This is a genomic window from Pantoea phyllosphaerae (genome assembly GCF_051025595.1).
Taxonomy (GTDB): domain Bacteria; phylum Pseudomonadota; class Gammaproteobacteria; order Enterobacterales; family Enterobacteriaceae; genus Pantoea.
The window spans coordinates 320,247-345,603 of record NZ_JBPFDE010000001.1 but is presented as its reverse complement, the minus strand read 5'-3'; the positions used below and the strand labels follow the sequence as shown (position 1 = coordinate 345,603).

At 59.6% G+C, this 25,357-nt stretch carries 23 protein-coding genes, 1 tRNA gene and 1 pseudogene; 7 read left to right on the top strand and 18 right to left on the bottom strand.

Translation table 11 applies throughout. The features are described from left to right. Window positions 1-19: 19 nt before the first annotated feature. The 11 genes and pseudogenes from gabT to ACR6A7_RS01485 form a co-directional block, all read right to left on the bottom strand. Window positions 20-1,336: a 4-aminobutyrate--2-oxoglutarate transaminase gene (gene gabT / locus ACR6A7_RS01535; protein WP_434122994.1), complete on the bottom strand. Its 1,317-nt coding sequence runs from the start codon at window positions 1,334-1,336 to the stop codon at window positions 20-22. Between the two features lie 113 nt (window positions 1,337-1,449). After that, window positions 1,450-2,584, bottom strand: a pseudogene (locus ACR6A7_RS01530) (M20 aminoacylase family protein). A gap of 5 nt (window positions 2,585-2,589) precedes the next feature. Continuing rightward, complete coding sequence (locus ACR6A7_RS01525; RefSeq protein WP_434122993.1) at window positions 2,590-3,516, bottom strand: 2-hydroxyacid dehydrogenase; 927 nt, start codon at window positions 3,514-3,516, stop codon at window positions 2,590-2,592. Next, the gene (locus ACR6A7_RS01520) at window positions 3,516-4,364 is read right to left on the bottom strand and encodes a GNAT family N-acetyltransferase (protein WP_434122992.1); all 849 of its coding nucleotides are present in this window, start codon (window positions 4,362-4,364) and stop codon (window positions 3,516-3,518) included. Before ACR6A7_RS01520 ends, ACR6A7_RS01525 begins: the two co-directional genes overlap by 1 nt. A 139-nt stretch (window positions 4,365-4,503) precedes the next feature. Next, window positions 4,504-6,168 carry an ABC transporter ATP-binding protein gene (locus ACR6A7_RS01515; protein WP_434122991.1) on the bottom strand — a complete coding sequence of 555 codons (1,665 nt, stop codon included), beginning with the start codon at window positions 6,166-6,168 and terminating at the stop codon, window positions 4,504-4,506. Continuing rightward, entirely contained in the window at window positions 6,165-7,013 is an 849-nt protein-coding gene (locus ACR6A7_RS01510; protein WP_434122990.1) for an ABC transporter permease, read from the bottom strand. The genes ACR6A7_RS01515 and ACR6A7_RS01510 overlap by 4 nt, the downstream gene beginning before the upstream one ends. Continuing rightward, window positions 7,010-7,966 (bottom strand): ABC transporter permease, encoded by a 957-nt coding sequence (locus ACR6A7_RS01505; RefSeq protein WP_434122989.1) that lies wholly within the window; start codon window positions 7,964-7,966, stop codon window positions 7,010-7,012. Before ACR6A7_RS01505 ends, ACR6A7_RS01510 begins: the two co-directional genes overlap by 4 nt. Window positions 7,967-7,990: 24 nt before the next feature. Next, a complete protein-coding gene (locus ACR6A7_RS01500; RefSeq protein WP_434122988.1) occupies window positions 7,991-9,577 on the bottom strand; it encodes an ABC transporter substrate-binding protein in 1,587 nt (528 codons plus the stop codon). Between the two features lie 42 nt (window positions 9,578-9,619). Then, complete coding sequence (locus ACR6A7_RS01495) at window positions 9,620-10,897, bottom strand: NAD(P)/FAD-dependent oxidoreductase (protein ID WP_434122987.1); 1,278 nt, start codon at window positions 10,895-10,897, stop codon at window positions 9,620-9,622. A 10-nt stretch (window positions 10,898-10,907) separates the two neighbouring features. After that, window positions 10,908-11,576, bottom strand: a complete 669-nt coding sequence (locus ACR6A7_RS01490; protein WP_434122986.1) for a haloacid dehalogenase type II — start codon at window positions 11,574-11,576, stop codon at window positions 10,908-10,910. Window positions 11,577-11,604: 28 nt separating this feature from the next. Next, complete coding sequence (locus ACR6A7_RS01485; protein WP_434122985.1) at window positions 11,605-13,074, bottom strand: aldehyde dehydrogenase family protein; 1,470 nt, start codon at window positions 13,072-13,074, stop codon at window positions 11,605-11,607. On the opposite strand from ACR6A7_RS01485, the gene ACR6A7_RS01480 reads away from it, so the two are divergent. Further along, window positions 13,073-13,264 carry a hypothetical protein gene (locus ACR6A7_RS01480; RefSeq protein ID WP_434122984.1) on the top strand — a complete coding sequence of 64 codons (192 nt, stop codon included), beginning with the start codon at window positions 13,073-13,075 and terminating at the stop codon, window positions 13,262-13,264. The two genes, ACR6A7_RS01485 and ACR6A7_RS01480, sit on opposite strands and share 2 nt — an antisense overlap. A gap of 183 nt (window positions 13,265-13,447) precedes the next feature. Here the strand turns inward: ACR6A7_RS01480 and ACR6A7_RS01475 are convergent, their stop codons facing one another. Continuing rightward, window positions 13,448-14,908 (bottom strand): NAD-dependent succinate-semialdehyde dehydrogenase, encoded by a 1,461-nt coding sequence (locus ACR6A7_RS01475; RefSeq protein WP_434122983.1) that lies wholly within the window; start codon window positions 14,906-14,908, stop codon window positions 13,448-13,450. A 163-nt stretch (window positions 14,909-15,071) separates the two neighbouring features. Between ACR6A7_RS01475 and ACR6A7_RS01470 the strand changes: the two genes are divergently transcribed. Further along, the gene (locus ACR6A7_RS01470; RefSeq protein ID WP_434122982.1) at window positions 15,072-15,737 is read left to right on the top strand and encodes an O-methyltransferase; all 666 of its coding nucleotides are present in this window, start codon (window positions 15,072-15,074) and stop codon (window positions 15,735-15,737) included. On the opposite strand, the gene cbl is transcribed toward ACR6A7_RS01470, so the two are convergent. After that, complete coding sequence (gene cbl / locus ACR6A7_RS01465; protein WP_434122981.1) at window positions 15,734-16,693, bottom strand: HTH-type transcriptional regulator Cbl; 960 nt, start codon at window positions 16,691-16,693, stop codon at window positions 15,734-15,736. The genes ACR6A7_RS01470 and cbl overlap by 4 nt on opposite strands. Before the next feature lie 249 nt (window positions 16,694-16,942). Between cbl and ACR6A7_RS01460 the strand changes: the two genes are divergently transcribed. Together ACR6A7_RS01460 and ACR6A7_RS01455 are read left to right on the top strand one after the other, a co-directional pair. Continuing rightward, window positions 16,943-17,656: a hypothetical protein gene (locus ACR6A7_RS01460; protein ID WP_434122979.1), complete on the top strand. Its 714-nt coding sequence runs from the start codon at window positions 16,943-16,945 to the stop codon at window positions 17,654-17,656. 198 nt (window positions 17,657-17,854) lie between these two features. Next, complete coding sequence (locus tag ACR6A7_RS01455) at window positions 17,855-18,334, top strand: Hcp family type VI secretion system effector (RefSeq protein ID WP_434122977.1); 480 nt, start codon at window positions 17,855-17,857, stop codon at window positions 18,332-18,334. An 89-nt stretch (window positions 18,335-18,423) separates the two neighbouring features. Here ACR6A7_RS01455 and nac read toward each other — a convergent pair whose 3' ends face one another. The 4 genes from nac to ACR6A7_RS01435 all read right to left on the bottom strand — a co-directional run bounded on the left by nac (window position 18,424) and on the right by ACR6A7_RS01435 (window position 23,229). Continuing rightward, on the bottom strand, window positions 18,424-19,341 hold the full coding sequence (gene nac, locus ACR6A7_RS01450; protein ID WP_434122976.1) for a nitrogen assimilation transcriptional regulator NAC: 918 nt from the start codon (window positions 19,339-19,341) through the stop codon (window positions 18,424-18,426). A 401-nt stretch (window positions 19,342-19,742) separates the two neighbouring features. Continuing rightward, window positions 19,743-20,765 (bottom strand): ABC transporter permease, encoded by a 1,023-nt coding sequence (locus ACR6A7_RS01445; RefSeq protein ID WP_434123322.1) that lies wholly within the window; start codon window positions 20,763-20,765, stop codon window positions 19,743-19,745. 23 nt (window positions 20,766-20,788) lie between these two features. Continuing rightward, entirely contained in the window at window positions 20,789-22,273 is a 1,485-nt protein-coding gene (locus tag ACR6A7_RS01440) for a sugar ABC transporter ATP-binding protein (RefSeq protein ID WP_434122974.1), read from the bottom strand. Window positions 22,274-22,305: 32 nt separating this feature from the next. Continuing rightward, entirely contained in the window at window positions 22,306-23,229 is a 924-nt protein-coding gene (locus ACR6A7_RS01435; RefSeq protein WP_434122972.1) for a sugar ABC transporter substrate-binding protein, read from the bottom strand. 507 nt (window positions 23,230-23,736) lie between these two features. On the opposite strand from ACR6A7_RS01435, the gene ACR6A7_RS01430 reads away from it, so the two are divergent. Further along, window positions 23,737-23,812 (top strand) — tRNA-Asn (locus ACR6A7_RS01430). A gap of 98 nt (window positions 23,813-23,910) precedes the next feature. On the opposite strand, the gene ACR6A7_RS01425 is transcribed toward ACR6A7_RS01430, so the two are convergent. Further along, window positions 23,911-24,384, bottom strand: a complete 474-nt coding sequence (locus ACR6A7_RS01425; protein ID WP_103796846.1) for an Lrp/AsnC family transcriptional regulator — start codon at window positions 24,382-24,384, stop codon at window positions 23,911-23,913. Window positions 24,385-24,545: 161 nt separating this feature from the next. On the opposite strand from ACR6A7_RS01425, the gene ACR6A7_RS01420 reads away from it, so the two are divergent. Both ACR6A7_RS01420 and ACR6A7_RS01415 read left to right on the top strand, forming a co-directional pair. After that, entirely contained in the window at window positions 24,546-24,902 is a 357-nt protein-coding gene (locus ACR6A7_RS01420) for a Dabb family protein (RefSeq protein WP_434122971.1), read from the top strand. A gap of 29 nt (window positions 24,903-24,931) precedes the next feature. Continuing rightward, window positions 24,932-25,354, top strand: a complete 423-nt coding sequence (locus tag ACR6A7_RS01415; RefSeq protein ID WP_434122970.1) for a DUF2000 domain-containing protein — start codon at window positions 24,932-24,934, stop codon at window positions 25,352-25,354. Window positions 25,355-25,357 lie beyond the last annotated feature (3 nt).

Here is a 25,357-nt window from a genome sequence, read left to right as displayed (position 1 = left end):
ATCAATGAGGAAGATAGCGTCAGCCCAGACGACCGGTGGCACGCGCCAGCGCAATATCGAAAATATGCAGCGCCTCCTCCAGCTGTGAATCGGTGGTAACCAGCGGCGCCAGGAAGCGCACCACATTGCGCTGAACGCCGCATTTGATCAGCAGCAGCCCTTCCTGACAGGCGCTGTCGAGGATCTTCTGCGTCAGCGCGGCGTCCGGCTTGCCGGTTTCAAAATCGAGGATCTCCACCGCCAGCATAAAGCCCAGGCCGCGCACGTCACCGATGCAGGCGTACTTCTCCGCCAGCAGCTGCAGCCGCGCCAGCAGCTGTTCGCCCAGCACATTCGCTCGCGCCAGCAGGTTGTCGTGCTCCAGCAGATCGAGCACCGCCAGCGCCGCCGCGCAGCCCAGCGCGTTGCCGCCGTAGGTGCCGCCCAGGCCGCCCGGCGTCGGCGCGTCCATGATCGCCGCCTTGCCCACCACGCCGGAGATCGGCAAACCGCCGCCGAGGCTTTTCGCCACCGTGACCAGATCGGGTTTGATATTCAGGTGCTGGAAGGCGAACATCTTGCCGGTGCGGCCAAAGCCGGTCTGCACCTCATCGCAGATCAGCACGATGCCGTGCTGCTCGGTAATGCGGCGCAGCGCCTGCATAAACGCCGGTCCGGCTGGCAGGAAGCCGCCGTCGCCCTGCACCGGTTCGATAATGATCGCCGCCACGCGCTCCGGCGCGATCTGCACGGCGAAAAGCTGTTCCAGCGCCTTCAGGCAATCCACCTCCGTTACGCCGTGCAGCGGATTAGGAAACGGCAGGCGATAGATATCCGCCGGGAACGGGCCAAAATTCTGCTTATAGGGCTGGCTCATACCGGTTAGCGTGACGCCAAGCAGCGTGCGGCCGTGGAATGCGCCGTCGAAAGCAATGACGCCGGAGCGGTTGGTGTGCGAGCGGGCAATTTTGATCGCGTTCTCTACCGCCTCTGCGCCGCTGGTAAAGAAGACGCTTTTGTACGCCTCGCCACCGCCCACCAGCCGGTTAAGGCGCTGCGCCAGCTCGATGTAGCCCGGGTAGGCCACCACCTGGAAACAGGCGTGGGAGACCAGGCCCAGCTGACGCGTTACCGCATTGACCACCGCCGGATGGTTGTGCCCGACGTTGAGCACGCCGATACCGCCGACGAAGTCGAGATAGCGGTTGCCCTCGACGTCCCAGACTTCGCTGCCTTTTGCCCGCTCAATCACCAGCGGGTGCGCGGTGACCACCCCGCGAGGCACATTCTGCTCGCGCGCGTCCAGCAGCAAACTGTTGTCTGAATAGGTCTGTTGTTCGGCCATGATATTCTGCATTTTAAACCCTCATCCACGTAACGTTCGGTTGGCTCAAGTATCGCAACCCACTGGTTTCGCATGCTGCCGTTATGGGTAGTGCTGCGGCATATCCTGTCAAAATGCGTGCCCTTTCAGCAGGGAAATTTCTTAACGCAGCGCGCGTCGGGCGAGCGCTGTCCAGGCGCGCACACCATAAGGGATGAGCGCGTCATTAAAGTCGTAGGCGGAGTGGTGCAGCGGCCGAGAAGGCGCGGAGCCGATCCAAAGACAGGCGCCAGGCTTCGCCTGTAGCATAAAGGCGAAATCCTCCGAGGTCAGCGCGGGCTGTCGCGCGACGCTGGCGGTAAAGCCCGCCTCGCCGAGCGCCTCCAGCGCCAGCATCGCTTCAGCGTCGCTGTTGATGGTCGCCGGGTAGTAGCGTAGATAGCTGACCTCGGCTTCCAGCCCGTGCGCGGCGGTGACGTGGCGCGCCATCTCGCGCAGCCGCGCTTCAAGCCTCTCCTGCGCCGCCGGGCTAAAGGTGCGCACCGTGCCGGTTATTGACGCTTCCGCCGGGATCATATTGTGCGAAAAGCCGCCCTGTATGCGCGTCACGCTCAGCAGCGCCGCCTCGCAGGGATCGATGGCGCGCGCCACCAGCGTATTAAGCTGCACCACCAGCTCGCTGGCGGCCAGCAGCGTGTCGCGCGTCAGATGCGGCTGCGCGGCATGGCCGCCGCCGCCCTTCACGGTAATATCGAAGCGATCCGCCGCCGCCATGATCGCGCCGGGCCGCGTCTGCACCTCACCGAGCGGCAGTTCCGGCCAGTTGTGCAGCGCGTAGACCGCGTCGCAGGGGAAGCGGCTGAACAGGCCGTCGTCGATCATCGCCTTCGCGCCCGCCAGCCCCTCTTCCGCCGGTTGAAAGATAAAGCAGAGGGTGCCGTTGAGATCCTCGGCGTCGGCCAGCTGCTGCGCCGCGCCGAGCAGCATCACGGTATGGCCGTCGTGGCCGCAGGCGTGGCAGAGGTTTTCCGCCCCGCTTTTCCAGGGGGCATCGCCCTGATCCTGCATCGGCAGCGCGTCCATATCGGCGCGCAGGCCAATAACGCGCGCACTGTCGCCGCGCCTCAGCACGCCGACCACGCCGGTCTGGCCGATGCCGCGATGAACCTCCAGCCCCAGCTGATGCAGAAAGCGCGCCACGATGTCGCTGGTGCGCCTCTCCTGATAGCCCAGCTCCGGGTGGGCATGCAGATCGCGCCGCAGCGCGATAAGTGCGTCAATGTCCATTAATATCCTCGTGCACGGTCGATCAGACCAGTCATGGGCTCGCCGCGCTGATAGCGACGCAGATTCTCCAGCAGCGCGGCGACGGCGCTCTCGTTTTGCGTCTGGCTGGCGATGTGCGGCGTCAGCCAGATGGCGGGATGACGCCAGAAAGGATGCGACGGCGGCAGCGGTTCGGGATCGGTGACGTCAATCACCGCCGCGCTCAGCCAGCCGCCGTCGAGCGCCGCCAGCAGATCGGCATGATTAAGCTGCGCGCCGCGTCCCGCCTGCACCAGCGCCGCGCCGGGCGGCAGCTGCGCAAAGAGATCGCGGTTAAGCAGGCCGCGCGTCTCTGCCGTTAACGGCAGCAGGCAGACCAGAATGTCGCAGCGCGCCATGAACTCCCCCTGCTGCGCGGCGCCGTGAAAGCACTGCACGCCGTCGAGCTGACGCGGCGTCCGGCTCCAGCCTGCGCAGTCAAAGCCGAGCGAGACCAGCTGGCGCAGCGTCGCCTGGCCCAGCTCGCCCAGCCCCATCACGCCGACCCGGCGCGCGGCGGCGGGCGTGACGCTGTGCGCCTGCCAGCGTGCGTCACGCTGCTGATGCAGGTAGCGCACCATATCGCGATGGATGCCGAGCACCGCAAAGGTCACGTACTCCACCATGCCCTGCGTCAGCCCCGGCTCAATCATGCGCACCACCGGCAGGTCGGGCGGCAAGGCGGCGAGATCGAACTGGTCCGCGCCCGCGCCCACCGACAGCAGCGCTTTCAGGTTGGGAAAGGTTTCCAGCAGCCTCTCCGGCGGCTGCCAGGCGATCAGTATCTCCACATCCAGCGGATCGCCGATGTCGGGCCAGAGATGCAGCTGAATATCGGGCGCGTGCTGCGCCAGCCACTGCTGCCAGAGTGCGCCGCGCTGGGGATCCGATTTATAGAGGATATGCATCAGGCCATCGCCTGGGTCATCAGGCCGAACGCCTGCATCGCGCCCGCTGGCGGCGTCCAGGGCGTGCCGCGCACCATGGTGGTGGGGTTATCTACCTGCGCCAGGCCGAGCGTGGCGAGCCAGGGAGCCAGCGGCAGCGCGGCGTCGGTGTCGATGCGGACAAATTCGCCGCGCAGCCCCTGCATCAGCGAGGCGACCAGCGCCTGCGCCGTCGTAAAATCCTGCGCGATCGCCGGCCCAATGGCCCAGCCGTGGCCGAAGCGGCGCAGGCTGGCGAAGCCGCGGACGTCACCCTGCGCATCCTCCAGCAGCACCGTCTGATGCTGGTTAATCAGGTGGTCGATCAGCTTTGGACGCAGCATGCCGTGCGCCTGCTGGTCGAGGGCGGTGAGGATCGCCGCGTCCTGCGCCTGCGCGCGGCGCAGCGTTAATCCTGTCGGGATAGCCACGGGCGGCACCGCCTCCAGCGCCCGCGTCTGATGCTGGAAAATCTGCCCGGTCGTCACAAAGCCGAGCTTTTCATAGAGCCCTTTGCCCATCTCGGTGGCGTGCAGCCGCACGTTATAGTCGGGCACTTTTTCCAGCAGGGTCAGCATCAGCTGTTTGCCCAGGCCGCGCCCCTGCTGCTGGCTATCGACAATCACCAGCCCGATAGTGGCGGCGCGTTCGCCCCAGCGCCAGAGGATGGCGCTGCCGAGCAGTCTGCCCTGCTCCTCTATTACCACGCCCTCGCCGAAGGTCATCGCCTGCTGCCAGTCCTCGCGGCGGTGCGGCCACTTCAGCTGCTGCGTCATGGCGTAGCAGGGTTCGATATCGTGCGCGTTCATGGCGCGAAAAGTTGTGGTCATGCGTTGCTCCTTACATCATGCCAGGCATTTCAGGCGCGCCGCCTTCTGCTCTGTGGCGGCGCGATAGCGTGTGGATTCGGCGAGCGGCCCAGCCGGTTTCGCGGTCCGCTGAGAGAATGGCAGGCAGGCGCGCCCTGCGCTATTCCGCCTTAAGAATCTCTTCGTGTTCATCCAGCCACCCCTGACGCAGCTCCGGCACCGCGCGCTTCAGGCGCTCGAAGTAGAGCTCGCTGGTGGGCTTGTCGTAATCTTCCCGCGCCAGCTGGGTGACGATGCGTCCCGACTTCATCACCACGATGTTGTCGCACACCGCGCGCACCGCGTGCATATCGTGGCTGATAAACAGCACCGACAGGCCCAGCTCGCGCCGCAGCTCGCTGATAAGATCCAGCACCGCCGCCGCGACCACGGTGTCGAGCGCCGAGGTCACTTCGTCGCACAGGATCAGATCCGGCTCCGCCGCCAGCGCGCGCGCCAGATTAACGCGCTGCTTCTGCCCGCCGGAGAGGGCCCAGGGCCGCCGCCACAGCACGCTACGCGGCAGCTTCACCAGATCGAGCAGCTGGTGCAGCCGCTGGGTCAGCGCCTGGCCGCGCAGGCCGTGAAACAGCGCCAGCGGCCGCGACAGGATGCGCTCGACGCTGTGCGCCGGATTGAGCGCGGTGTCCGCCATCTGGAACACATACTGAATGCGGCGCAGCTCGTTGTCAGGCCGCTTATGCATATCGCCAGCAATATAGTGGCCGTTAAACAGCATATGGCCGTGACAGGGGGCGTTGAGCCCGGCGATAGCGTGCGCCAGGGTGGTTTTACCCGAGCCTGACTCGCCGATAATGCCGATCGCCTGCCCTTTCCACAGCTGGAGATTGATATCTTCGAGAATGCGGATTTTCGGCTGGCCGTCGCTGCCGCGCGGGCCGTAGCCGGCGGAAAGATCGCGCACCTCCAGCAGCGGCTGCCGCTCGCCGCTCTCCGCGCGCCACGGGCTGGGGCGCTCTTGCTGCCGCGCCGCGTCCATCAGCAGCCGCGTGTAGTCCGCCTGCGGCGCGCCGATCAGCCGTTCGGTGGTGCCGTACTCGGCGATCTGGCCGCGCAGCAGCACCAGAATGCGGTCCGCCATCTGCGCCACCACCGCCAGATCGTGGCTGACGTAGATGGCGGTGACGCCGCGCTGCGCCACCACGCGACGAAACGCCTTCAGCACTTCCACCTGGGTCGTGACGTCGAGCGCGGTAGTCGGCTCGTCGAGGATCACCACATCGGGATCGCCAATCAGCGCCATCGCGGTCATCAGGCGCTGCAGCTGCCCGCCGGAGACCTGATGCGGCCAGCGGTCGCCGATGGTGTCGGGACTGGGCAGCGCCAGCTCGCGGAACAGCGCCACCGCTTTGGCTTTCGCCGCCTGGCGCGTCATGGTGCCGTGGATCACCACCGGCTCGATCACCTGATCGATGATCTTCATGCCGGGGTTAAACGAGGCGGCGGCGCTCTGGGCGATATAGGCGACCTTGTTGCCGCGAAATGCGCGCAGCTGCTGCGGGTTCAGACTGTTCACGTCGACGCCCGCCACGTGAATATTGCCCTCGGCGATGCGGCAGCCGGGACGGGCATAGCCCATCAGCGCCATGGCGATGGTGGTTTTTCCCGATCCCGATTCGCCAATCAGGGCGAGCACTTCCCCTTTCTGCACGGTAAAACGGATATCCGACACCAGGTCGATCGCATCTCCCTTGTCGCTCTGCGCCGTGACGCGCAGCTTTTCCACCGAGATGGCTGGCATTGCAGTATGCGGCATCACGTTCATACGCCCTCCTTCGCCAGCGTCAGCGGACGCATCTGCTGGAGGCTGTCGATAAACAGGTTGGCGCCGATGGTCAGGCTGGCAATCGCCAGCGCAGGCATCAGCACCGCCGGCGAGCCGTCAAACAGCCCCTGAATGTTTTCGCGCACCAGCGTGCCCCAGTCGGCATAGGGCGGCTGGACGCCGAGGCCGAGAAAGCTCAGGCCGCTCAGCAGCAGCACGATATAGACGAAGCGCAGGCCGAAATCTGCCAGCATCGGGTGCACCATATTGGGCAGAATGTCATGGATGGCGATATACCAGCGGCTTTCGCCGCGCAGCCGCGAGGCGCGTACGTAGTCCATATTGCGCAGGCTGCCCGCCATGGCGAAGGCGATACGGAACGCGCCCGGCCAGTAGGTAAAGATGGCGGTGAGCAGCAGCATCGGCAGCGACGAGCCAAACACCGCCACGATCATCAGCGACAGCACCTTGCCCGGCAGCACCAGCATGGCGTCGTTGACGCGGCCGAGGATCTCCTCCAGCCAGCGGCCGGTCACCGCCGCCAGCAGCGCCAGCAGCGTGCCGATCAGGCTGGCGCCGATCGCCGCGCCCAGCGCCAGGCCGATAGAGAACTTCGCGCCGTAGAGAATTCGGCTGAGAATATCGCGCCCCAGCCCGTCAGTGCCGAGCCAGTTATCGGCGGTAAAGCCGCCGAACAGCGGGCCGCCGCCGATATCTTCGACGTTGTGCGGCGCCAGCTGGTTGCCGAACAGCGCCATCAGCAGCCAGAAAAGGGAGACCGTCAGGCCGAGCCGCCCGGAGATCGACAGCGACTGAAAGAAACGAACGGGAAGTAAGGTATTCATGCGCTTCTCCATTTCGGGTTGAAGGCGATGGTGAGCACGTCGGCCAGCAGCAGCAGCAGCAGATAGCAGCCGGCGAACAGCATCACGCAGAACTGCACCACCGGCAGATCGCGGTTGCTCACCGCGTCCACCAGCTGGCTGGCGAGGCCGGGATAGCTGAAGATGGTTTCGATAATGATGACGCCGCCGAACAGATAGGAGAGGCTGAGCGAAATGGCGTTGGCGATAGGGCCGACCGCGTTGGGCAAGGCGTGGCGCAGCACGGCGCGCAGCGGCGAAACGCCTTTCAGCAGCGCCATCTCCAGATAAGGGCTGTCGAGCTGGTTGATAATGGCGGCGCGCGTCATGCGCGCCATCTGCGCCACCAGCACGCAGCAGAGCGTCAGCACCGGCAGCGCGTAGGCTTTCAGATAGCTGACCAGATCCATATTGGGCGAGCCGAAGGACATGGCCGACACCCAGTGCAGCTTCACGGCGAAGATCAGCACCGCTACCGTCGCCACCAGGAACTCCGGCACCGCCACCATCGCCATCGTGCTGACCACCAGCGCACGGTCGAGCAGCGAGCCGCGCGCCATCGCCGCGGTAATGCCGATCAGCAGCGCCAGCGGCACGCAGATCAGCGTGGTGATCGCCGCCAGCTCAAAGGTAGCGGGAATACGCTGCGCCACCAGCTGCATCACCGGCAGGTGGCTGGCGAACGAGGTGCCGAAGTCGCCCTGCAGCATGCCGCCCAGCCAGCTGAAGTAGCGCAGCAGCAGCGGCTGATCCAGCCCAAGCTGGGCGCGCAGCGCCGCCACCGTCTCCGGCGTGGCGTTTTGCCCAAGGATCATCTGCGCCGCGTCGCCCGGCAGCAGGCTGGTGATAAAGAACACCACCGCCGAGACGATCAGCAACGTCAGGAGGCCAGCGCCGGTGCGTCGGGCGATCAGGAACAGCATGTATCGGTTCATCGGCGTTCTCCTGTAAAGAGAGGGTTAAGCGGACAGCCAGGCAAACTCGTGAAAGCGATAGCCCATCATCATGCCGGATGGCCAGGCTTCGACGCCCTTCACCTTTTTGCTGTAGCCGTCGGTGGAGCTGATAAAGGTCGGGATAATGGTGCCGCAGTGGTCGTAGATCAGCTTCTGCATATCGCCGTACATCTGCTTGCGCTTCGCCTGATCCCGCTCCCCGCGCGCCGCCACCACCAGCTGGTCGAACTGCGCGTTCTTCCAGCCCGACTCGTTGTTGGGCGCGCCGGAAAGGTAGAACTGCGAGAAAAGCATATCGAGCGTCGGGCGTGGGTTGATGGAGCCGTAGCCCACCGGATCCTTGGTCCAGTGCGTCGACCAGTAGCCGTCATAGGGCACACGGCGCACCTTGATGTTGAGGCCGGCGTTGCGCGCCATCTGCTGGATCAGCTGGCCGCCCTCGACCGCGCCTTCGATGTTCGGCGTGGTGATAATTTCGACCGTTGCGCCCGTCATCCCTGCCTTCCCGATGTGGAATTTCGCCTTCTCCACGTCAAGCGGCCGCGGCTTCAGCTCGGCGTTGTAGAGAGGATGCCAGGGTGGCACCGGCGTATCGTTGCTGACGTCGCCGTAGCCCTGCAGCACGGTTTTTACCAGCATCTCGCGCGGCTGCAGATATTTCAGCGCCAGCACAAAATCTTCGTTGCTGCCGGGCTTGATATCGGTGCGCACAATCAGGTTGGTGTACATGCCCGACTTGCTCTCCAGCACGCCGAAATCGCTGGTGGCCTTAATGCGCTTGCAGTCGTTGGCGCTCAGGGTCGAGACGATATGCAGGTCGCCCGACATCAGGGCGTTGACGCGCGCCGCCTGGTCGGTGACGCCCAGCAGCTCTACCTCGTCAAGATGCGGCAGGCCCGGCTTAAAGTAGTGGGGGTTTTTCGTGCCGACCGAGCGCACGCCCGGGGTAAACTCTTTGCAGACGTAAGGCCCGGTGCCGATGCCTTTGGTAAAGTCTTTGGTGCCATCCTGCACGATCAAAAACGGCGGTGCGGCGAGGATATAGGGCAGATCGAAGTTCGCCTGGCTCAGCACCAGCTGCACTTCGTTGTCGTTAACGGCGCTGATGGTCTTGAACTGCTCGGCAATTTTAAAGGCGTTCGAGGCGACCGCCGCGTCTTTGTGTCGGCTAAGCGAGAAGACCACATCTTTCGCGGTCAGCGGCTTGCCGTCGTGGAAGGTCACCCCGCTGCGCAGCTTGATCTGCCAGGTGACGCCGTCGCCGGAATCGAGCGACGCGGCCAGCGCCGGCAGCGCTTTGAGATCTTTATTCAGTTCGGTCAGGCCGTTGTAGAACATACACTGGCGGGTATAGTCGCCGCTGTTGTTGGCTTTGGCGGGATCCAGGGTATCGGTGGCAGAGGCATTGGCCATGGCGGCGCGAATTTTGCCGCCTTTCACCGGCGTGTCGGCGGCGAAGCCCAGCTGTGGAAAGCCGATAATGCCGCTGCTCATTACCGCCCCGGCGGAGAGCATTTTCATCAGGCCGCGGCGCGACAGCGTGCCTTCGGTCAGCATGCGCGTCAGCGCATTATTATCATTTTGACTCATCTGCGTACCCTCATTTAAGGTTCAGCCCCTGGAATGCAAGCATCAAGAGAAGCGATCTTTGGCTTTGTAATAGAGTCCGGCCAGCGGCAAAAACCATGGCTTGCCGTGATAGCCTGGCAGTGCGGGCCAGGCGTCGCGCTGCCAGGGGTTGCGGTTGCTTTTTTCAGCGATGAGATCCGCCATCACCGCACCCATCCACACCGACATCTGGGTACCGTGTCCGCTGTAGCCCATGGAGTAGAAGACCCCATCATGCTCGCCCGCGTGCGGCAGCCGATCGGCGGACATATCCACCATGCCGCCCCAGCAGTAGTCGATGCCCGCCTGCGCCAGCGGCGGAAAGAGGCTGGCCAGCGTTCCCTGCAGAATTTCACCGCTGCGCGAGTCGGAGGTAGGGTTGCTGACCGCAAAGCGCGCGCGGCCACCAAATACCAGCCGACGGTCGGCGGTGGTGCGGAAGTAGTTGCCGAGGTTGAGCGAGGTAACGTAGGTGCGATCCTGCGGCAGCACCTGGCGGATCAGCGCGTCGCCCAGCGGCGCCGTCACCACGATAAAGCTGCCCACCGGCACGATGCGGCGCTGGAACCAGCGGAACGGCCCGACGTTGGAGCAGCCGGTCGCCATCAGCACTTTATCGGCGAGGATTTCGCCTCTGGCGGTCTGCACCCGGTGGCGATAGCCGTCAAGGCGGGTTAAGCCCGTCACCGCGTGGTGCGGGAAAATTTTCGCCCCGCTGCGCGCCGCCGCTTCCGCCAGACCGATGCCGAATTTACCCATATGCATCTGGCCGCCGCGCTTTTGCAGCAGCCCGCCGTGAAAGGCGTCGCTGTCGACTTCGCGGCGAATGTCATCTTTGCCGATGAGCTCGATCTCGGGGTCCACGGTGCGGCGCATCAATTCCCAGGCCTCGCGCAGCCCGGCGAAATGGGACGCCTTGCTGGCGAGCTTGAGCTTGCCGCACAGGCGAAAATCGCAGTCGATCTGCTCGTTGCGCACCAGCTGTTCGACGTAGCTCACCGCATCGTCATAGGCGCGGTAGAAGCGCGTCGCTTTCTCTATGCCCTGGCTCGCCACCAGCGAGGCGAAGTTCTGCGCCACGCCGGTATTGCAGTGGCCGCCGTTGCGCGCCGAGGCCTGGCTCATCACCTCGCCGCCCTCCAGCAGCACCACGTCGAGGCCGCTGCGCGCCAGGCTCAGCGCCGCCGAGACGCCGGTAAAGCCGCCGCCGATCACCACCACGTCGGCGCGCGACGGCAGCGGACCTTCCGCCGCGCCGTGAAACGGCGGCGCGGTGGCCTGCCAGAACGATTCGAGTTTCATAGCGCGATCCTCAGAGTCCGACCAGGGCGGGCAGTCCGCCGATGTCAGGGATTTCGGTATAGCCGTAGTAAGGATTAGCCGGTTCATGGCCGCGATTTACCCAGGCTTTATGGGTGATGCCGAGATCGTGCGCCGTCATCAGGTCGTAGCGGAAGCTGGAGGAGACGTGCAGGATCTCTTCCGGCCGACAGTTAAGCTTCTGCAGCATATATTCAAAGCCTTTCATCTGCGGTTTGTAGGCGCCCACCTCTTCGGCGGTAATCGCCAGGTGGATCGGCGCGCCCAGTCGCGGAATATGGTGCGGCAGCAGATCCTTCATCGAGTTGCTGAGCAGCACCAGCGGGAATTCGGTCGCCAGCTTCGCCAGTCCGGCCGGCACGTCGGGATGCGGGCCCCAGGTGGCGCAGTCGGTGTAGATATAGTCGCTGTCCGCCTTATCCCATGCGACGCCCCACTTTTTGCAGGTGCGCTGTATCGCATTGCTCACCACGTCGTAATAGGGCTTCCAGGCGCCCAGTACTTCATCCAGGCGATAGCGGGCGAAATCGGTAGTAAAGGCCTGCACCTCCTCTGCCGCCACGCGATCGCTAAAGCAGCGCGCCGCTGCGCCTGCCATGTCGAAGTTAATCAGCGTGCCGTAACAGTCAAAGGTGATGAATTTCGGTTTAAACAGTGCCATGACGCGACCTCGTGTTGATCAGGAAAGGTTAAAAATCGATAAGTACGCTTTTCTGGCGCTGGCAGGCCTGAAACGCCTGCCGCCCCAAATCTTTGCCGATGCCGGATCCGAGAAAGCCGCCGGTGGGAATGATGAAATCGCCGGAGCGGCCGTAGCGGTTGACCCACACGGTGCCCGCCTCGATAGCGCGTATGGCGCGCATCGCGCGCGGCAGGCTCAGGGTATGCACGCCCGCGCACAGGCCGTAAATCTCATGCGCCGCCAGCCGTAGCCCCTCTTCTTCCTCGTCGAAGGTCTGCACCGTCAGCACCGGGCCAAAGATCTCCTGCTGCACCGCCGGGTTATCCTGCGCCACGCCGCACAGCAGCGTGGGCTGCCAGAACCAGCCGTCGCGGGTGTCGGCGAAACGCTCGCCGCCCACCAGCACTTCCGCGCCCTGCGCTTTCGCGGCGGCCACCACCGACGCGACTTTTTGTCCCTGCCGCTCGTCGATCAGCGGCGCGTAGCGGCTGTCGCCATGCCAGGTGACGCCAGGCCTCACGCTGCGGCATAAGGCAGCGAGGCGATCGAGCAGCGGCGCGGCAATCGCGCGCTGCACAATCAGGCGGGTGCCCGCCACGCACGCCTGGCCGCCGTTGGCGGTAAAACCGCGCAGAATGCGCTGCGCCAGCACCTCGATGTCGCCCGCGTCGTCAAATACCAGCTGTGGGCTTTTGCCGCCCAGCTCCAGCGTCACCGGCTTCATGCCGTGCTGCGCCACGTCGCTCATGATGCGCGAGCCGGTCAGCGTCGAGCCGGTAAAGGAGACTTTGCGCACCAGCGGATGGGTCACCAGCGCGTGGCCGGTCACCGCGCCGCTACCCTGCACGATGTTAAGCACGCCGGCCGGCAAGCCGGCCTGCACCGCCAGCTCCGCCATGCGCACCGTGGAGAACGGCGTCAGCTCAGAGGGTTTGAGCACCACGGCGTTGCCCGCCGCCAGCGCCGGGCCGCACTTCCAGGAGGCCATCGACAGCGGGAAATTCCACGGCGTAATGGCGCCGACCACGCCGTACGGCTCCGCGATCAGCATGCCGAGGCTGCTGTCGCGGGTAGGAAAGAGATCGCCGCTGTACTTGTCGGCGCACTCGGCGTAGAAGCGGATTGCTTCGGCGGTAAACGGAATTTCATGCTGCGCCACGTCGCTGATGGGGCGCGTGGAGCCGAGCGCCTCCAGCTGCGCCAGCAGGCTGTCCTGCTCGATTAGATCGGCCCAGCGACGCAGCACCCGGCCGCGTTCGCGTGGCGCGCAGCCCGACCAGCCGCTGGTTTTCAGCGCCTGGTGCGCCGCCTGCACCGCGCGATCGACGTCGGCGGCGTCAGCCTCATGCAGCGTGGCGTAGACTTTGCCGTCCGACGGGCGTTTTACCGCGAACGCCGCACCCTGGGTCTGGATGTGATGGCCGTCAATATAGTGGCCGACAGGAAGCGAAACTTTTTCAGGGTCGAAACTTAACATGGATAAATCCTTATTTGTTACACCCGTCAACCATTATGAAATTAGCGCGCTGGCAGGGCTTATATTCAGCGCGAATAAGCTCATGACAAAAGGTAATGCAGAAAGTATGCCAGCCACCCGAAAAATTAAAATGCGTTTAAAACTGCGCAAAAAAATTTTCTGCCGTATTGAAAGCGGAAATTTTGCGTAATTGCCGAACCAATAAACAGATGATTTGGCTCACAAATTTCATGCATTGCCGTGGTGCATTGCGCATGAAACTTGCACTAAAATGGCCAGCGACGATAAAAACACGATACAGCGCACAAAATAAAAAAGCGTTTGCCGCGGGTGCGGAAAACGCTTGCATCAGAAATTTAATGTTAAGGATGAATTAATTCAGGCTGCCAATATGAAAGGTTTTCTGCTCCAGATATTCTTCAATGCCATAGCGCGATCCTTCGCGGCCTATTCCCGATAATTTTACGCCGCCGAACGGGGCGACCTCCAGAGAGATGGCGCCGGTATTAAAACCGACCATGCCAAATTCCAGCGCTTCGGCGACGCGCCATGCGCGGCGAATATTTTCCGTGAAGAAGTAGGCGCCCAGGCCATAGGGCGTATCGTTGGCCATCGCGATCGCCTCCTCTTCCTCGTCGAAGATAAACAGCGGCGCTACCGGCCCGAACGTCTCTTCATGGGCGATACGCATCTGGGTCGTGACCCCGCCAAGCACCGTCGGCTGCACGTATGTGCCGCTGCCGTGGCTGGCGCCGCCGGTCAGCAGCTCCGCGCCCTGCCCCAGCGCATCCTCGATGTGGCCGTTAACTTTCTCTACTGCGCGGTCGTTGATCAGCGGGCCGATGGTGCTGCCGGGCGCAAAGCCGTCGCCGACCTTGAGCGTGGCGACCGCCTCCAGCAGCTTCGCCACGAAGCGGGGATAGATGCCGCGCTGCACCAGAATGCGGTTGGCGCAGACGCAGGTCTGTCCGGCGTTGCGGAATTTGCTGACCATCACGCCCGCCACCGCAATATCGATATCGGCGTCATCAAAGACGATAAACGGCGCGTTGCCGCCCAGCTCCAGGCTCAGACGTTTAACGCTGTCGGCGCTCTGCTGCATCAGCAGCTGGCCGATGCGCGTCGAGCCGGTGAAGGAGATTTTGCGCACCAGACGGCTGCCGGTCAGCGCCGTGCCAATCTCCGTCGGCAGGCCGGTCACCACCTGCAGCACGCCGGCTGGCAAGCCGGCGCGCTCCGCCAGCACCGCCAGCGCCAGCGCCGACAGCGGCGTCAGCTCTGACGGCTTCACGATAATCGGGCAGCCCGCCGCCAGCGCAGGCGCGACTTTGCGGGTGATCATGGCGATGGGAAAGTTCCACGGCGTGATGGCCGCCGCCACGCCAACCGGCTGCTTCAGCACCAGGATGCGGCGATCCTCGCTCGGCGCCGGAATGGTGTCGCCATAAATACGGCGCGCCTCTTCGGCGAACCATTTGACAAAGCTGGCACCGTACAGCACTTCGCCCTTCGCTTCGGCCAGCGGCTTGCCCTGCTCGGCGGTCATGATGGTCGCCAGGTCGTCGGCGTTGTCGAGGATCAGCTGATGCCACTTCTCCAGCAGCGCGGCGCGGCTGGCATTCGGCGTCCTGCCCCAGGCGATACGCGCCGCCTCGGCGCAGGCGATAGCCGTTTCAGTCTCTGCACGGCCCAGCGCCGGAATGGTCGCCAGGGTTTCACGGGTGGCGGGATCGACCACCGGCAGGGTTTCGCCGTTATTTGCATCCTGCCAGCAACCGCCAAAAAGCGCCTGCTGGCGCAGCAGATCGGTATCCTTTAGTTGAAGACGCGACATCTTACTCCCCCTGTTTAATCGGTTTTCTTCCACTCTATCGCGTCGCCTCAGCGCAGGATGTTTTTCTCGCCGGGCAGAAACCGCAAACAGCGAGTTTTGCGCGCACAAAGAAAATTTTATGCCGCACGGCTGCTATGCTCAGTTTTTAAACAAGGAGATAACCATGAGCGATCATATGTGGCGTGCGGTCGATGATTACTTCACGCAGACGCTGGTGAAACCGGATGCGGCGCTCTCGTCGGCGCTGGCGCGCAACGCGGCCGCCGGTCTGCCGCCGATTGATGTCGCGGCCAACCAGGGGAAACTGCTCTACCTGCTGGCGCGCATGATGAACGCCTCGCGCATTCTGGAGATCGGCACGCTGGGCGGCTACAGCACGCTGTGGCTGGCGCGCGCGCTGCCGGAGAACGGCAAAATCGTGACGCTGGAGTTTTCGCCGCAGCATGCGCAGGTGGCGCGCGAGAATTTCGCCGAGGCGGGCGTGACGGATAAAGTCGAGCTGCGGGTGGGACCAGCGCTGGAGAGTTTGCCGACGCTGCAGGGCCCCTTCGATATGATCTTTATTGATGCCGATAAGCGCAATAATCCGCACTACCTGCGCTGGGCGCTCAAGCTGGCGCGCGTCGGCAGCGTGATTATCGGCGATAATGTGGTGCGCAGCGGGCGGATCGTCGACTCGCAGTCTCCGGATGAAAACGTGCAGGGGCTACGGCAGTATCTGCGCGACATCGGCGAGAATCCGCACCTGACGGCCACCGCCCTGCAAACCGTCGGCAGCAAAGGCTGGGATGGCCTGCAGCTGGCCCTTGTCGAGTCGCTGCCGGATTAGATCTGAAAGTCGATCGCCGGCTCTTCTTCGTTTTGATAGGAGAGCGCCTGGCGTTTGATCTCTTCCAGCGACAGGTTGGCGTTGCACAGCTCCATAAACTGCCAGACATAGTTGCGCTGCAGCTGCCCGCGCTTCAGACCAAGCCAGACGGTATTGGCGTCAAACAGGTGATGCGCGTCGATGCGCACCAGCGCCTCTTCCGGCTGAATGTCGCACGCCTGATCGGCAAGGATGCCGACGCCCAGCCCCAGTTCGACATAGGTTTTCACCACGTCTGAGTCCTGCGCGCTCAGCACGATATCGGGCTTCAGGCCGGCGCTCTGAAAGGCGCGGTCGACGCGCGAGCGCCCGGTGATGCCCTGACGATAGGTAATCAGCGGGTAGCGGCTCAGGGTGCTGAGCGATACCGGCTGCTGCTGCGCCAGCTCATGACCGCGGGGCACCAGCAGCGCATGATGCCAGCTAAACCAGGGGAAGGCCGCGAGGCTGGGGTTATTTACCAGCAGTTCGCTGGCGATGCCGACGTCCGCTTCGCCTGCCAGCAGCATGGCGACGATCTCCTGCGGCGAGCCCTGGTTAAGCTCAAGCCGCACGTTGGGATAGAGCTGGCGAAACGCCTTGATGACGCGCGGCAGGCTGTAGCGCGCCTGGGTGTGCGTGGTGGCTATCGTCAGGATGCCGCTGGTTTCATTGGTAAAAACGTCTGCCAGTCGCCGTACTTTTCCCGCCTCGTCAAGAATGCGTTCGGCAATGGTCAGCAGCGCCTTACCCGGCTCCGTCATGCCCAGCAGGCGCTTGCCGCGGCGAATAAAAATCTCTACGCCCAGTTCATCTTCCAGATCGCGGATATGACGGCTGACGCCCGACTGTGAGGTAAATAGCGTATTTGCCACTTCCGTCAGATTGAACTCGCAGCGCGCTGCCTCACGGATGATTTTAAGTTGCTGGAAATTCACGATATTTACCTCACTTTACGAAATTGTTACTTCCGATGGTAAGAAGGTTTATTGATATCAACAAATAATAAAAAATTTATGCTTATGCGCAGTGGGAATATAAGGCAAGGGACATACGCGCTGCCGGAGAGCTTCTTTAATGCTTAAGCGCTAACGGGATCACAAAATGAAAGCGCAGCGGCCAGAGCGGCTTGAAGCGGAGAGGCTTCAACGCATACCCTGATATCATTACAAAAAGTAGGGATACTTATGCAGGCTGCAGATGTTTTAAAGATGAAGTTCCAAAGCGACAGGCTGCTGGCGCTTTATGCGCAACAGGGCGTGACCTCCACCTGGAAGGCAATGAAGGGAACAGGCTCTGATATTTACTCTGGCGTGGAGCGGGCTAGCTGGTATGCGTCGTGTCTGATTCCAGCCTGTCACGATGTTTGTGGTGGATTGATTTCAGAAGAAAAAAGAATGCTCTGCTCGATTTTGTCTGTTTTTCGCCATCGTGATGTGATTGCTCATATGTTTAAGCTTTATTTTGAAATGATCATTGACGACTGCAGTGCCGGAAATAAAACAAATCGCATTCGACATGCCAATGCAAAAATTACCGAAGCTGCCACCTCCATACCGACAGGCAGAGCTACCCGTCTTGCCTTATCTCTGACGCTTGCTCAGTCGCTCGCTGCGTCTGATATTGTATCGCAGACCGCTATTAAACGCCTGTCGCGACGAATACCAACTATTGTTATGGCATTTCAGCTTTTTGGCACCGAGCAAAAATGCGCCCTTGCCGCCCGTCGGCTCAAGGCCCTTGATGCCGAATATTATGCGGTACTCTATCAGGCTGAAGTTGAGATGCTGTATTACTTTATTGAACCTGTGCTTTCCACGCTGATCACAAAACATCAATTGCAATTTCATCATGACTTTGATGGGTTTTACAGCTTTATAAAGGAAGCCTTTCATGTTTAAAAGCTTATTATCGATACTTTTTACTGAGATTTTATTTCCTGTCTGGATAGTTGCATGGGCATCTCTGTTCCTTTATCTCTTTCCAGACTATTGGCACATACTGACGCTAATATCGATAATTGTCTTTATTGTCATTCATCCAGTTTTATTTGGACGGTTTGATAAATACGATAAATAATCACTTGAAAAGGGAATTTTATGTCTAATCCAGCTTACCTGTGGCTAACAGATGAAAATGGCTCGCCGATGAGGGGGCCGTCGCTTGTGTCAGGCCGTGAAGGCGCCATCGAGCTAAAATCATTTACCCACAACGTTAATATTCCTGTAAATGGCAATACCGGCAGATTAACGGGAACGCGCGTTCATATGCCCATTATGTTTCAGAAAGAATTTGATCGCGTGACGCCGCTGCTTTTTCGCGCGTTAAGCACGGGTAAAACGCTCAGGTCCGCTATAATAAAAATGTATCAGATTAATGAGGCGGGTATAGAGCAGGAATATTTCAATATTATTCTTGAAGGCGTAAAGCTGACCTCTATTACGCCAGACCTCTATCCCGGCGCGCAGACGGGGACGCACCTTGAAACGGTTCTGTTACGCTACGAGAAAATCACCTGGAAGCATTGTGACGGGAATATTCTTTTCACCGACTCATGGAATGAGCGAGCAACCGGTTAAAGCGGTTAACTGCTATATAAAGGGGTCAGTCACTGCCTGATAAGCTGTATGAAGGCGCAAAAGCGGTCCCACAGGACCGCCAAACCCTTTTAACTGACCAGCAGCAGCGGCCGCTCTTCTGCCATCGGTTTATTCAGCAGCGACAGCAAAATATCTTTTACCGCCTGCGCAGAGGGTGAGAGCGGCAGGCGCGCCGACACGTTCAGCGACAGCGGCAGATTAAGCGCCGGACTGTTGATGCGCGCCATCCAGGCCTGAGTTGAGCTCACCAGTGCACGCGCGGCAGATTCCGGCAGCACCGTGACGCCCGTACCGCTGGCGACGGCGGCGGTCAGCATCGAGAGCGACTCGATCTCGCCGATAATGCGCGCGCTGAGACGACGCAGCGAAAAGGCTTCGTCTACCCGCTTGCGCACCGCACTGTAGTCGCGCGGCAAAAACAGGCTCATCTGCGCCACCTCAGCTAAATCTACCGATCCGCCGGGGCAGTCGGTGGCGCCGACCAGATAAAGCTCCTCTTTCATCAGCGGCAGACTGGTGATGCCCGCCGTCGGCGCGCGATCGTAAAGCACGGCCATATCAAGCTGGCCGTTCATCACCTTTTCATTAAGCATACTGCCGCTGTTTTCATGCAGATAAACCAGAATCTCCGGATGCTGTTCGCGCACCGTTTGCAGCAGCGGCATGGTCAGCGAAGAGGCCGCCGTGCCTGGCGCCATGCCGATGGAGACCTGACCACTCAGCATCTGCCCGGCATTGATCACCGCCGTCTGCGCCTGTTCGCACTGCCGCAAAATGGTACGCGCATGTGCATAGAGGATTTTACCGGCTTCGGTCGGCGTCACACCGCGCTTGGTGCGAATCAGCAGCTGCTGATCCAGCTCGTTCTCCAGCGTAGCGACCTGTTGACTGAGCGCAGGTTGCGCAATGTGCAGCACTTCAGCCGCCTGCGTCAAACTGCCAATATCGACGATTTTCACAAAGTATTTCAGTCGTCTTAAGTTCATCTTGCCTCCGTCACATTCCCCGAATGCCAATAACATCTGTTCTTGTGGCCTGCTGGCCGCCTGCTACAGAACAAATTGCAATTAGCAGGCCACTTTTTCTTGAGGCGCGATCAGGCTGCTGCAGAAAATTCCTAACAACGCGAAAAATAAGCCTTTCTGATTACCTGGAAAGAGTTAATAAGCAGCGGGAATGGTGCGTCACTATAAAGGCGCCCCGCGGTTGCACTCTGCTGGTGCAGCCCCTGCGAGCCAGACGTGCATAAAAGTGATGACCCGAAGCAAAACCGAGGCGATAACGCGGCGGAAAGCGGGTAAATGGGGTGTATCCAGCAGGAAAACTTATTCAGAAAGAAAAAGGCCTGCGCGCGATTTCAGCGCAAGCAGGCCTGTAGCGGGAGAAATCAGCGTTTTTTGCGGTTGCGATGCATATCGATAGCGACGGCCGCCACGATAATGATCCCTTTGATAATGTCCTGAACGTAGGCGTCGACGCCGACGAAGGTAAATCCGCTTTTGATCAGGCCCAGAATGACCGCGCCAATCAGCGTGCCGGTAATACGCCCGACGCCGCCCATCAGGCTGCTGCCGCCGATTACCGCCGCGGCGATGGCGTCCAGCTCATAGGACATCCCCATGCTCGACTGGCCGCTGCTGACGCGCGCCGCCAGCACCACACCTGCCAGGCCTGAAAGCGCACCGGCGATGGTATAGACGATCACCAGATACTTGTTCACGTTAATGCCGGAGACTTTGGCCGAGGTCATATTGCCGCCGATGGCATAAACGTATTTACCGTAGCGGGTATGCTTCAGGGCGATATGAAACACCAGCGCCACAGCCAGGAAGATAATGACCGGCATTGCCCCCTGACCGACGGAGGTAAAGCCGTCAGAGAGAAAGCTGATCGGGTTGCCCTGCGTGTAGTACTGCGCCAGACCGCGCGCCGACACCATCATACCCAGTGTCGCAATAAACGGCGGAATGCCGGTGCGGGTAATAAGTACACCGTTGACCAGGCCGCAGAGCAGACCGACCCCGATCCCAGCGGCGACGGGCACCACGGCGGGCATATCCACCAGCGCGGGAAACATCGGCGACAGGCTGTCGGAGGTTTGCGCGAGGCTGGCCGCGACCACGGCCGTCAGCGCGATCACCGACCCTGACGAGAGGTCGATACCGGTGGTGATGATTACCTGCGTGACCCCGACGGCGATCACGCCGATAATGGCTACCTGGAGCAGGATCAGGATCAGCCGGTTAGTGTTCATCAGAAACGACTGATCGCGCACATACCAGCCGGCGATTTCAAAGATCAGCGCAATGCCGACCATCACGATAAAGATGCCGGTATCTTTAGGCAGTTTATGCCGCAGATTGCCGAAGAAGGATGAATGTTCAGCTGTTGGCGTAGCTGTTGCTTTAATATTGCTCATAGGTGTCTCGCGCCTCACTCGGATGCCAGCGACAAAATGGTTTCCTGGTCGGCCTCTTCTTTATCGAGGATGCCGGTAATCCGCCCCTGATGCATCACCATCACGCGGTCGCTCATGCCGAGAATTTCCGGCAGTTCTGACGACACCATGATGATGGCCACGCCGCGGTTGGCCAGCTCAGAGATCAAACGGTAAATTTCCGCTTTCGCGCCGACGTCAATACCGCGCGTCGGCTCGTCGAGGATAAGAATTTTGGGCTGCGCCAGCAGCCAGCGGGCAATCAGCACCTTCTGCTGGTTGCCGCCGCTCAGGTTGTTGATGATCTGATCCATGGTCGGCGTTTTGATATTCAGCCGCTGGATTTGCTCCATACAGTCCTGCGCCATCTTGACGTGGCTGACGAAGCCGCTTTTGCCGCTGTACTCGGGCATGTTGACGATGCTCATGTTCTCCATCACCGACAGCACGAGAAATAGCCCCGATTTTTTGCGATCCTCCGTTAAAAACGCCATGCCCTTTTCAATCGCCGTGGAAGGCGAATCGATAGTGACCGGCACGCCGTCGATCAGCACTTCACCGCTGTCGACGCTCTCCATGCCGAATAAACTCTCCATGACTTCGCTGCGCCCTGCGCCCACCAGGCCGGCAACGCCGAGAATTTCACCGCGCCGCAGGCTGAAGCTGACGTCCTGGAAGCGATCTTTACTGGTGAGGCCGCGGACCGTCAGCACCTCTTCGCCAATGGCATTGTTGAATTTGGGAAAGAGCTGGGTCAGCTCGCGCCCCACCATCTGGGTAATGAGCGACTGACGGGTAAACTGCGCGGTGTGGTTGCTGCCGACCCAGCTGCCGTCGCGGAAAATGCTGATTTCATCGGTAATGGCGAAGATCTCGTCCATTTTGTGGCTGATGTAGATGATGGCTTTGCCCTGGGCGCGCAGGTCGCGAATGATAGTGAAGAGATGCGCTACTTCGCTTTCGGTCAGGGCGGAGGTGGGCTCATCCATAATCACGACGTCGGCGTTCCAGGAGACCGCTTTGGCGATCTCCACCATCTGCTGCGCGGCGATGCTCAGATCGCCCACCAGCCGGTCTGCCTTCAGGCGAATGTTAAGCTGGTTGAGCAGCGTCTGCGTCTGCTGGTTAAGCTTGCCGTGATCGACAAAGCCGTACTTCATCGGCTCCCGTCCCAGCCAGATATTCTCGGCGACGGTCATGTAGGGCACCAGATTAAGCTCCTGGTGGATCATGGAAATGCCGGAACGCAAGGCGTCCATGGTGTCCTGAAACTGCACCGGCTCCCCTTTAATGCGGATGGTGCCCCGATCGGGACGGTACATCCCGATCAGGCACTTCATTAAAGTGGATTTGCCCGCGCCATTTTCGCCCATCAAGGCATGAACCGATCCCGGACGCACGCGCAGCGAAACGTTATCGAGTGCCTTTACACCGGGAAAGAACTTGCTGATGCCTTCGGCTTCAAGCGCAAAAGCGGTCATACATCACCTCCGTACGGCTGAGTCGGGATCGGTTATTTCTGATTACGGTTCACGAACTGCTGCATATTGTCTTTGGTGATCAGCTGATAAGGGATATCGATGATTTTTTGCACTTTTTCACCCTTCGCCAGCTTGACGGCTGTCTGAACTGCGCCTTCACCCTGGCCGCGAGCGTCCTGGAACACCGTCGCAACCATCTTGCCGTTCTTGAGCATCTGCAGCGCGTCAGGCGTACCATCCACGCCAGCAATCAGGATGTGGTTAGGGTTTTTACCCAGCGCCTGGAGTGCTCCAATCGCCATCTCATCGTTGTTGGAGGCAATGGCCTGGATATCGTCGCCTGCGGTCAGCCAGTTACTCACCACATCGACCGCATCATTACGCATAAATTTGGCGGTCTGCTTCTGTACTACTTTGATGCCAGGGTATTTCGCGACCACCGCTTCAACGCCTTTGGTGCGGTCACGCGTGGCTTCGTTAGCGAGATCGCCCATCAGAATGGCAACGTTGCCTTTGCCGTTCATCGCCTTCGCCAGCGCTTCCATTTGCAGACGACCCGCCAGTTCAGAATCGGATCCTACATAAGCCATTTTGTCAGTTAGCTCCGCCTGGGGACGGCGGTTAACGAAGATCAGCGGGATGCCCGCTTTGGTGGCCTGATCCATAATGGGTTTAACCGCGTTGGTATCCACCGGATTGACGATGATGGCGTCAACGCCCTGACCGATAAAGTTTTGCACCTGCTGCAGCTGCTGCGACACATCGCCTTTCGCGTCTTCCATCTGCCCCTGAACCCCCTCTTTCTGCATCTCTTTCTGCATTGCAGTGCGCAGAATGGTGAGGAAGTTGTCGTCGAACAAGGCCATTGATACACCGACGGAGAGGTCTTTTGCCATCGCAGCAGCGGGCAACATGCAGGCTAACAGTGTGACAGCGAGCGTTTTTTTGATGTTCATGAGTAACCCTTATTGTCGTTAACTTGCCGACGTCGCTGAGGCTGATAATGAAAAATATTTTTTACATTCACTCAACGTCGATGGCGGATTCAGTTCTGCTTACAGGGGTGAAATCTGGGTTTTGACGCTTTTTTGTGACCTACCCCTCCTTTTTACAATCACTTGTTTCTAATAAAGATAATTTTGAAATTCCGTTCCATTTTTCCTGACTGATTACGCGGGTGACAATAAGCAGTTTGTTTATTCCATTAAATTTGTTTTTGAAATTTTCATCATAAAAGCACTGAAACAGTTGTTTTAACATCAGCAAATAACAAAACTTTGACATGCATCTAACATCCAGCGGGAAATGCGTATAAATTGAGATCTTGTCAGCAGTTTGAAATCTCGCCGAATCTGTTGAAAAAGCGGCAATCCGCTGCTTTTGCGAGCGTTCAGTTGAAAAAAGTGAAATCGCGCTTTGACAAGCCAGAACGGCGTCGTTAATATTCGCCCCGTTCCAACGATTCCTCTGTAGTTCAGTCGGTAGAACGGCGGACTGTTAATCCGTATGTCACTGGTTCGAGTCCAGTCAGAGGAGCCAAATTTAAAAAGCCCGCTCAGGGAAACCTGAGCGGGCTTTTGTTCGTCTGGTAGGTTTGATAAGCGTGAGGTCGCAGCCTTATCCCTGCAGCTTACAGTCTACTCCGCTGTCTTCTTTATGGGATAAGTCACGAGAGGCTTGATCTCTTTAAGCACAAACATACTCTGCATCTCCTTGATTCCCGGCAGTCGGCGTACCACTGACATGGCGAAATCAGCATAGGAGTCGAGATCCGATGCCACAACCTGCAGCAGGAAATCGGCGTCTCCCCCGATGCTATAGCAGGCCACAACATCCTCCAGCGCGGTGACCTCTTCTTCAAACTTTCTCGCCTCCGCTTCACTATGGCTGTCGATGGCAACACGAACAAAAACCATCACACCCAGCCCGATTTTCTTACGATCAAGAACGGCGCGGTAGCCCTGAATCACTTCATCTTCCTCAAGCTTGCGCACTTTGCGCCAGCAGGGAGACGCGGAAAGGTTTATTTTCTCCGCCAGTTCCTGATTCGTGACGCGCGCATCATCCTGTAAAATTTTCAGGATCTTCATATCTGTCAGGCTGAGTGCCATAAAAGGAAATTCCTTTCGCATTAAAAGCAATAAAGGGGGATTTTTACCTGACAATGCGCGTTGAGTAAATGATATAGGCAACAATTTCCTCTTTTGCTCATGCATAATACATTCACTTTTCTAATGATTTTAGGCAGCAGCGCAAGGACAAAACTGACCCTATGTTAATGCACATCGTCATGTTTACGTTAAGGAACCCATGGAACTGGTCATCTCTGGAAGCCATAGATGCTGAAAGAGCCACGCGTGCTCATCCTCATCACATTGATGAAATTAAAGGATGGAGCTGCGGCAGAAATACCACTAAGCGCGATATTGCAGCGGATTTCGTGGTGATTGGCCTGTTTGAAAACCGATCGGATCTGAATGCCTATATTATCCACCCCGATCATCAGAACGGGGTAGCGAAATGGAAATATATCGCGGACTGGAAAGTTGTTGATATAGAGCTTCCCAGTGATTTCACGCTGAACAGTGGTTTGCTCTCGATGCTAGATGAGCTTCCCGTTTCCGGCTGAAATAATCCCTGTGCTATTGAGGATAAATAATGAAATTTGATGCAAGCCAACATCGCTGTACGATTATTATTGATAAAGATCTCCCCGCGGGCCTGGCTATGAATGCCGCAAGCGTTATAGGCATTAGTTTCGGCCGTACCGTTGAAAATCTTGTTGGACCTGATATGCAAAGCCTGGACAATGTTAATTTTCCAGGCGTGATTTACGCACCGCTTCCGGTTTTGCTGGCATCAGGCCACTCTTTGCGTGAAATACAGGTGAGCGCGGAAAGCGACGAGGAGATTTACGTGATGCCGTTTAGCGCCCTGGCACAGTCGTGCAAAACCTATGACGAATATGGTGAAAAAATTTCCTCGGTAAAGAGTGAAAATATTGAGCTGGTAGCAATTGGCATCATTGGTCCAAAAAAGAAAATAACCAAGCTGACCGGAAATCTCCCACTCTATAAATAAAGC

What these genes read in the sequence shown, in the direction of transcription:
- gabT (WP_434122994.1), bottom strand. Translation starts at nt 1,336, where the DNA reads ATGCAGAATATCATGGCCGAACAACAGACCTATTCAGACAACAGTTTG.
- ACR6A7_RS01525 (WP_434122993.1), bottom strand. Translation starts at nt 3,516, where the DNA reads ATGCATATCCTCTATAAATCGGATCCCCAGCGCGGCGCACTCTGGCAG.
- ACR6A7_RS01520 (WP_434122992.1), bottom strand. Translation starts at nt 4,364, where the DNA reads ATGACCACAACTTTTCGCGCCATGAACGCGCACGATATCGAACCCTGC.
- ACR6A7_RS01515 (WP_434122991.1), bottom strand. Translation starts at nt 6,168, where the DNA reads ATGAACGTGATGCCGCATACTGCAATGCCAGCCATCTCGGTGGAAAAG.
- ACR6A7_RS01510 (WP_434122990.1), bottom strand. Translation starts at nt 7,013, where the DNA reads ATGAATACCTTACTTCCCGTTCGTTTCTTTCAGTCGCTGTCGATCTCC.
- ACR6A7_RS01505 (WP_434122989.1), bottom strand. Translation starts at nt 7,966, where the DNA reads ATGAACCGATACATGCTGTTCCTGATCGCCCGACGCACCGGCGCTGGC.
- ACR6A7_RS01500 (WP_434122988.1), bottom strand. Translation starts at nt 9,577, where the DNA reads ATGAGTCAAAATGATAATAATGCGCTGACGCGCATGCTGACCGAAGGC.
- ACR6A7_RS01495 (WP_434122987.1), bottom strand. Translation starts at nt 10,897, where the DNA reads ATGAAACTCGAATCGTTCTGGCAGGCCACCGCGCCGCCGTTTCACGGC.
- ACR6A7_RS01490 (WP_434122986.1), bottom strand. Translation starts at nt 11,576, where the DNA reads ATGGCACTGTTTAAACCGAAATTCATCACCTTTGACTGTTACGGCACG.
- ACR6A7_RS01480 (WP_434122984.1), top strand. Translation starts at nt 13,073, where the DNA reads ATGGATAAATCCTTATTTGTTACACCCGTCAACCATTATGAAATTAGC.
- ACR6A7_RS01485 (WP_434122985.1), bottom strand. Translation starts at nt 13,074, where the DNA reads ATGTTAAGTTTCGACCCTGAAAAAGTTTCGCTTCCTGTCGGCCACTAT.
- ACR6A7_RS01475 (WP_434122983.1), bottom strand. Translation starts at nt 14,908, where the DNA reads ATGTCGCGTCTTCAACTAAAGGATACCGATCTGCTGCGCCAGCAGGCG.
- ACR6A7_RS01470 (WP_434122982.1), top strand. Translation starts at nt 15,072, where the DNA reads ATGAGCGATCATATGTGGCGTGCGGTCGATGATTACTTCACGCAGACG.
- ACR6A7_RS01460 (WP_434122979.1), top strand. Translation starts at nt 16,943, where the DNA reads ATGCAGGCTGCAGATGTTTTAAAGATGAAGTTCCAAAGCGACAGGCTG.
- ACR6A7_RS01455 (WP_434122977.1), top strand. Translation starts at nt 17,855, where the DNA reads ATGTCTAATCCAGCTTACCTGTGGCTAACAGATGAAAATGGCTCGCCG.
- nac (WP_434122976.1), bottom strand. Translation starts at nt 19,341, where the DNA reads ATGAACTTAAGACGACTGAAATACTTTGTGAAAATCGTCGATATTGGC.
- ACR6A7_RS01440 (WP_434122974.1), bottom strand. Translation starts at nt 22,273, where the DNA reads ATGACCGCTTTTGCGCTTGAAGCCGAAGGCATCAGCAAGTTCTTTCCC.
- ACR6A7_RS01435 (WP_434122972.1), bottom strand. Translation starts at nt 23,229, where the DNA reads ATGAACATCAAAAAAACGCTCGCTGTCACACTGTTAGCCTGCATGTTG.
- ACR6A7_RS01425 (WP_103796846.1), bottom strand. Translation starts at nt 24,384, where the DNA reads ATGGCACTCAGCCTGACAGATATGAAGATCCTGAAAATTTTACAGGAT.
- ACR6A7_RS01420 (WP_434122971.1), top strand. Translation starts at nt 24,546, where the DNA reads ATGTTAATGCACATCGTCATGTTTACGTTAAGGAACCCATGGAACTGG.
- ACR6A7_RS01415 (WP_434122970.1), top strand. Translation starts at nt 24,932, where the DNA reads ATGAAATTTGATGCAAGCCAACATCGCTGTACGATTATTATTGATAAA.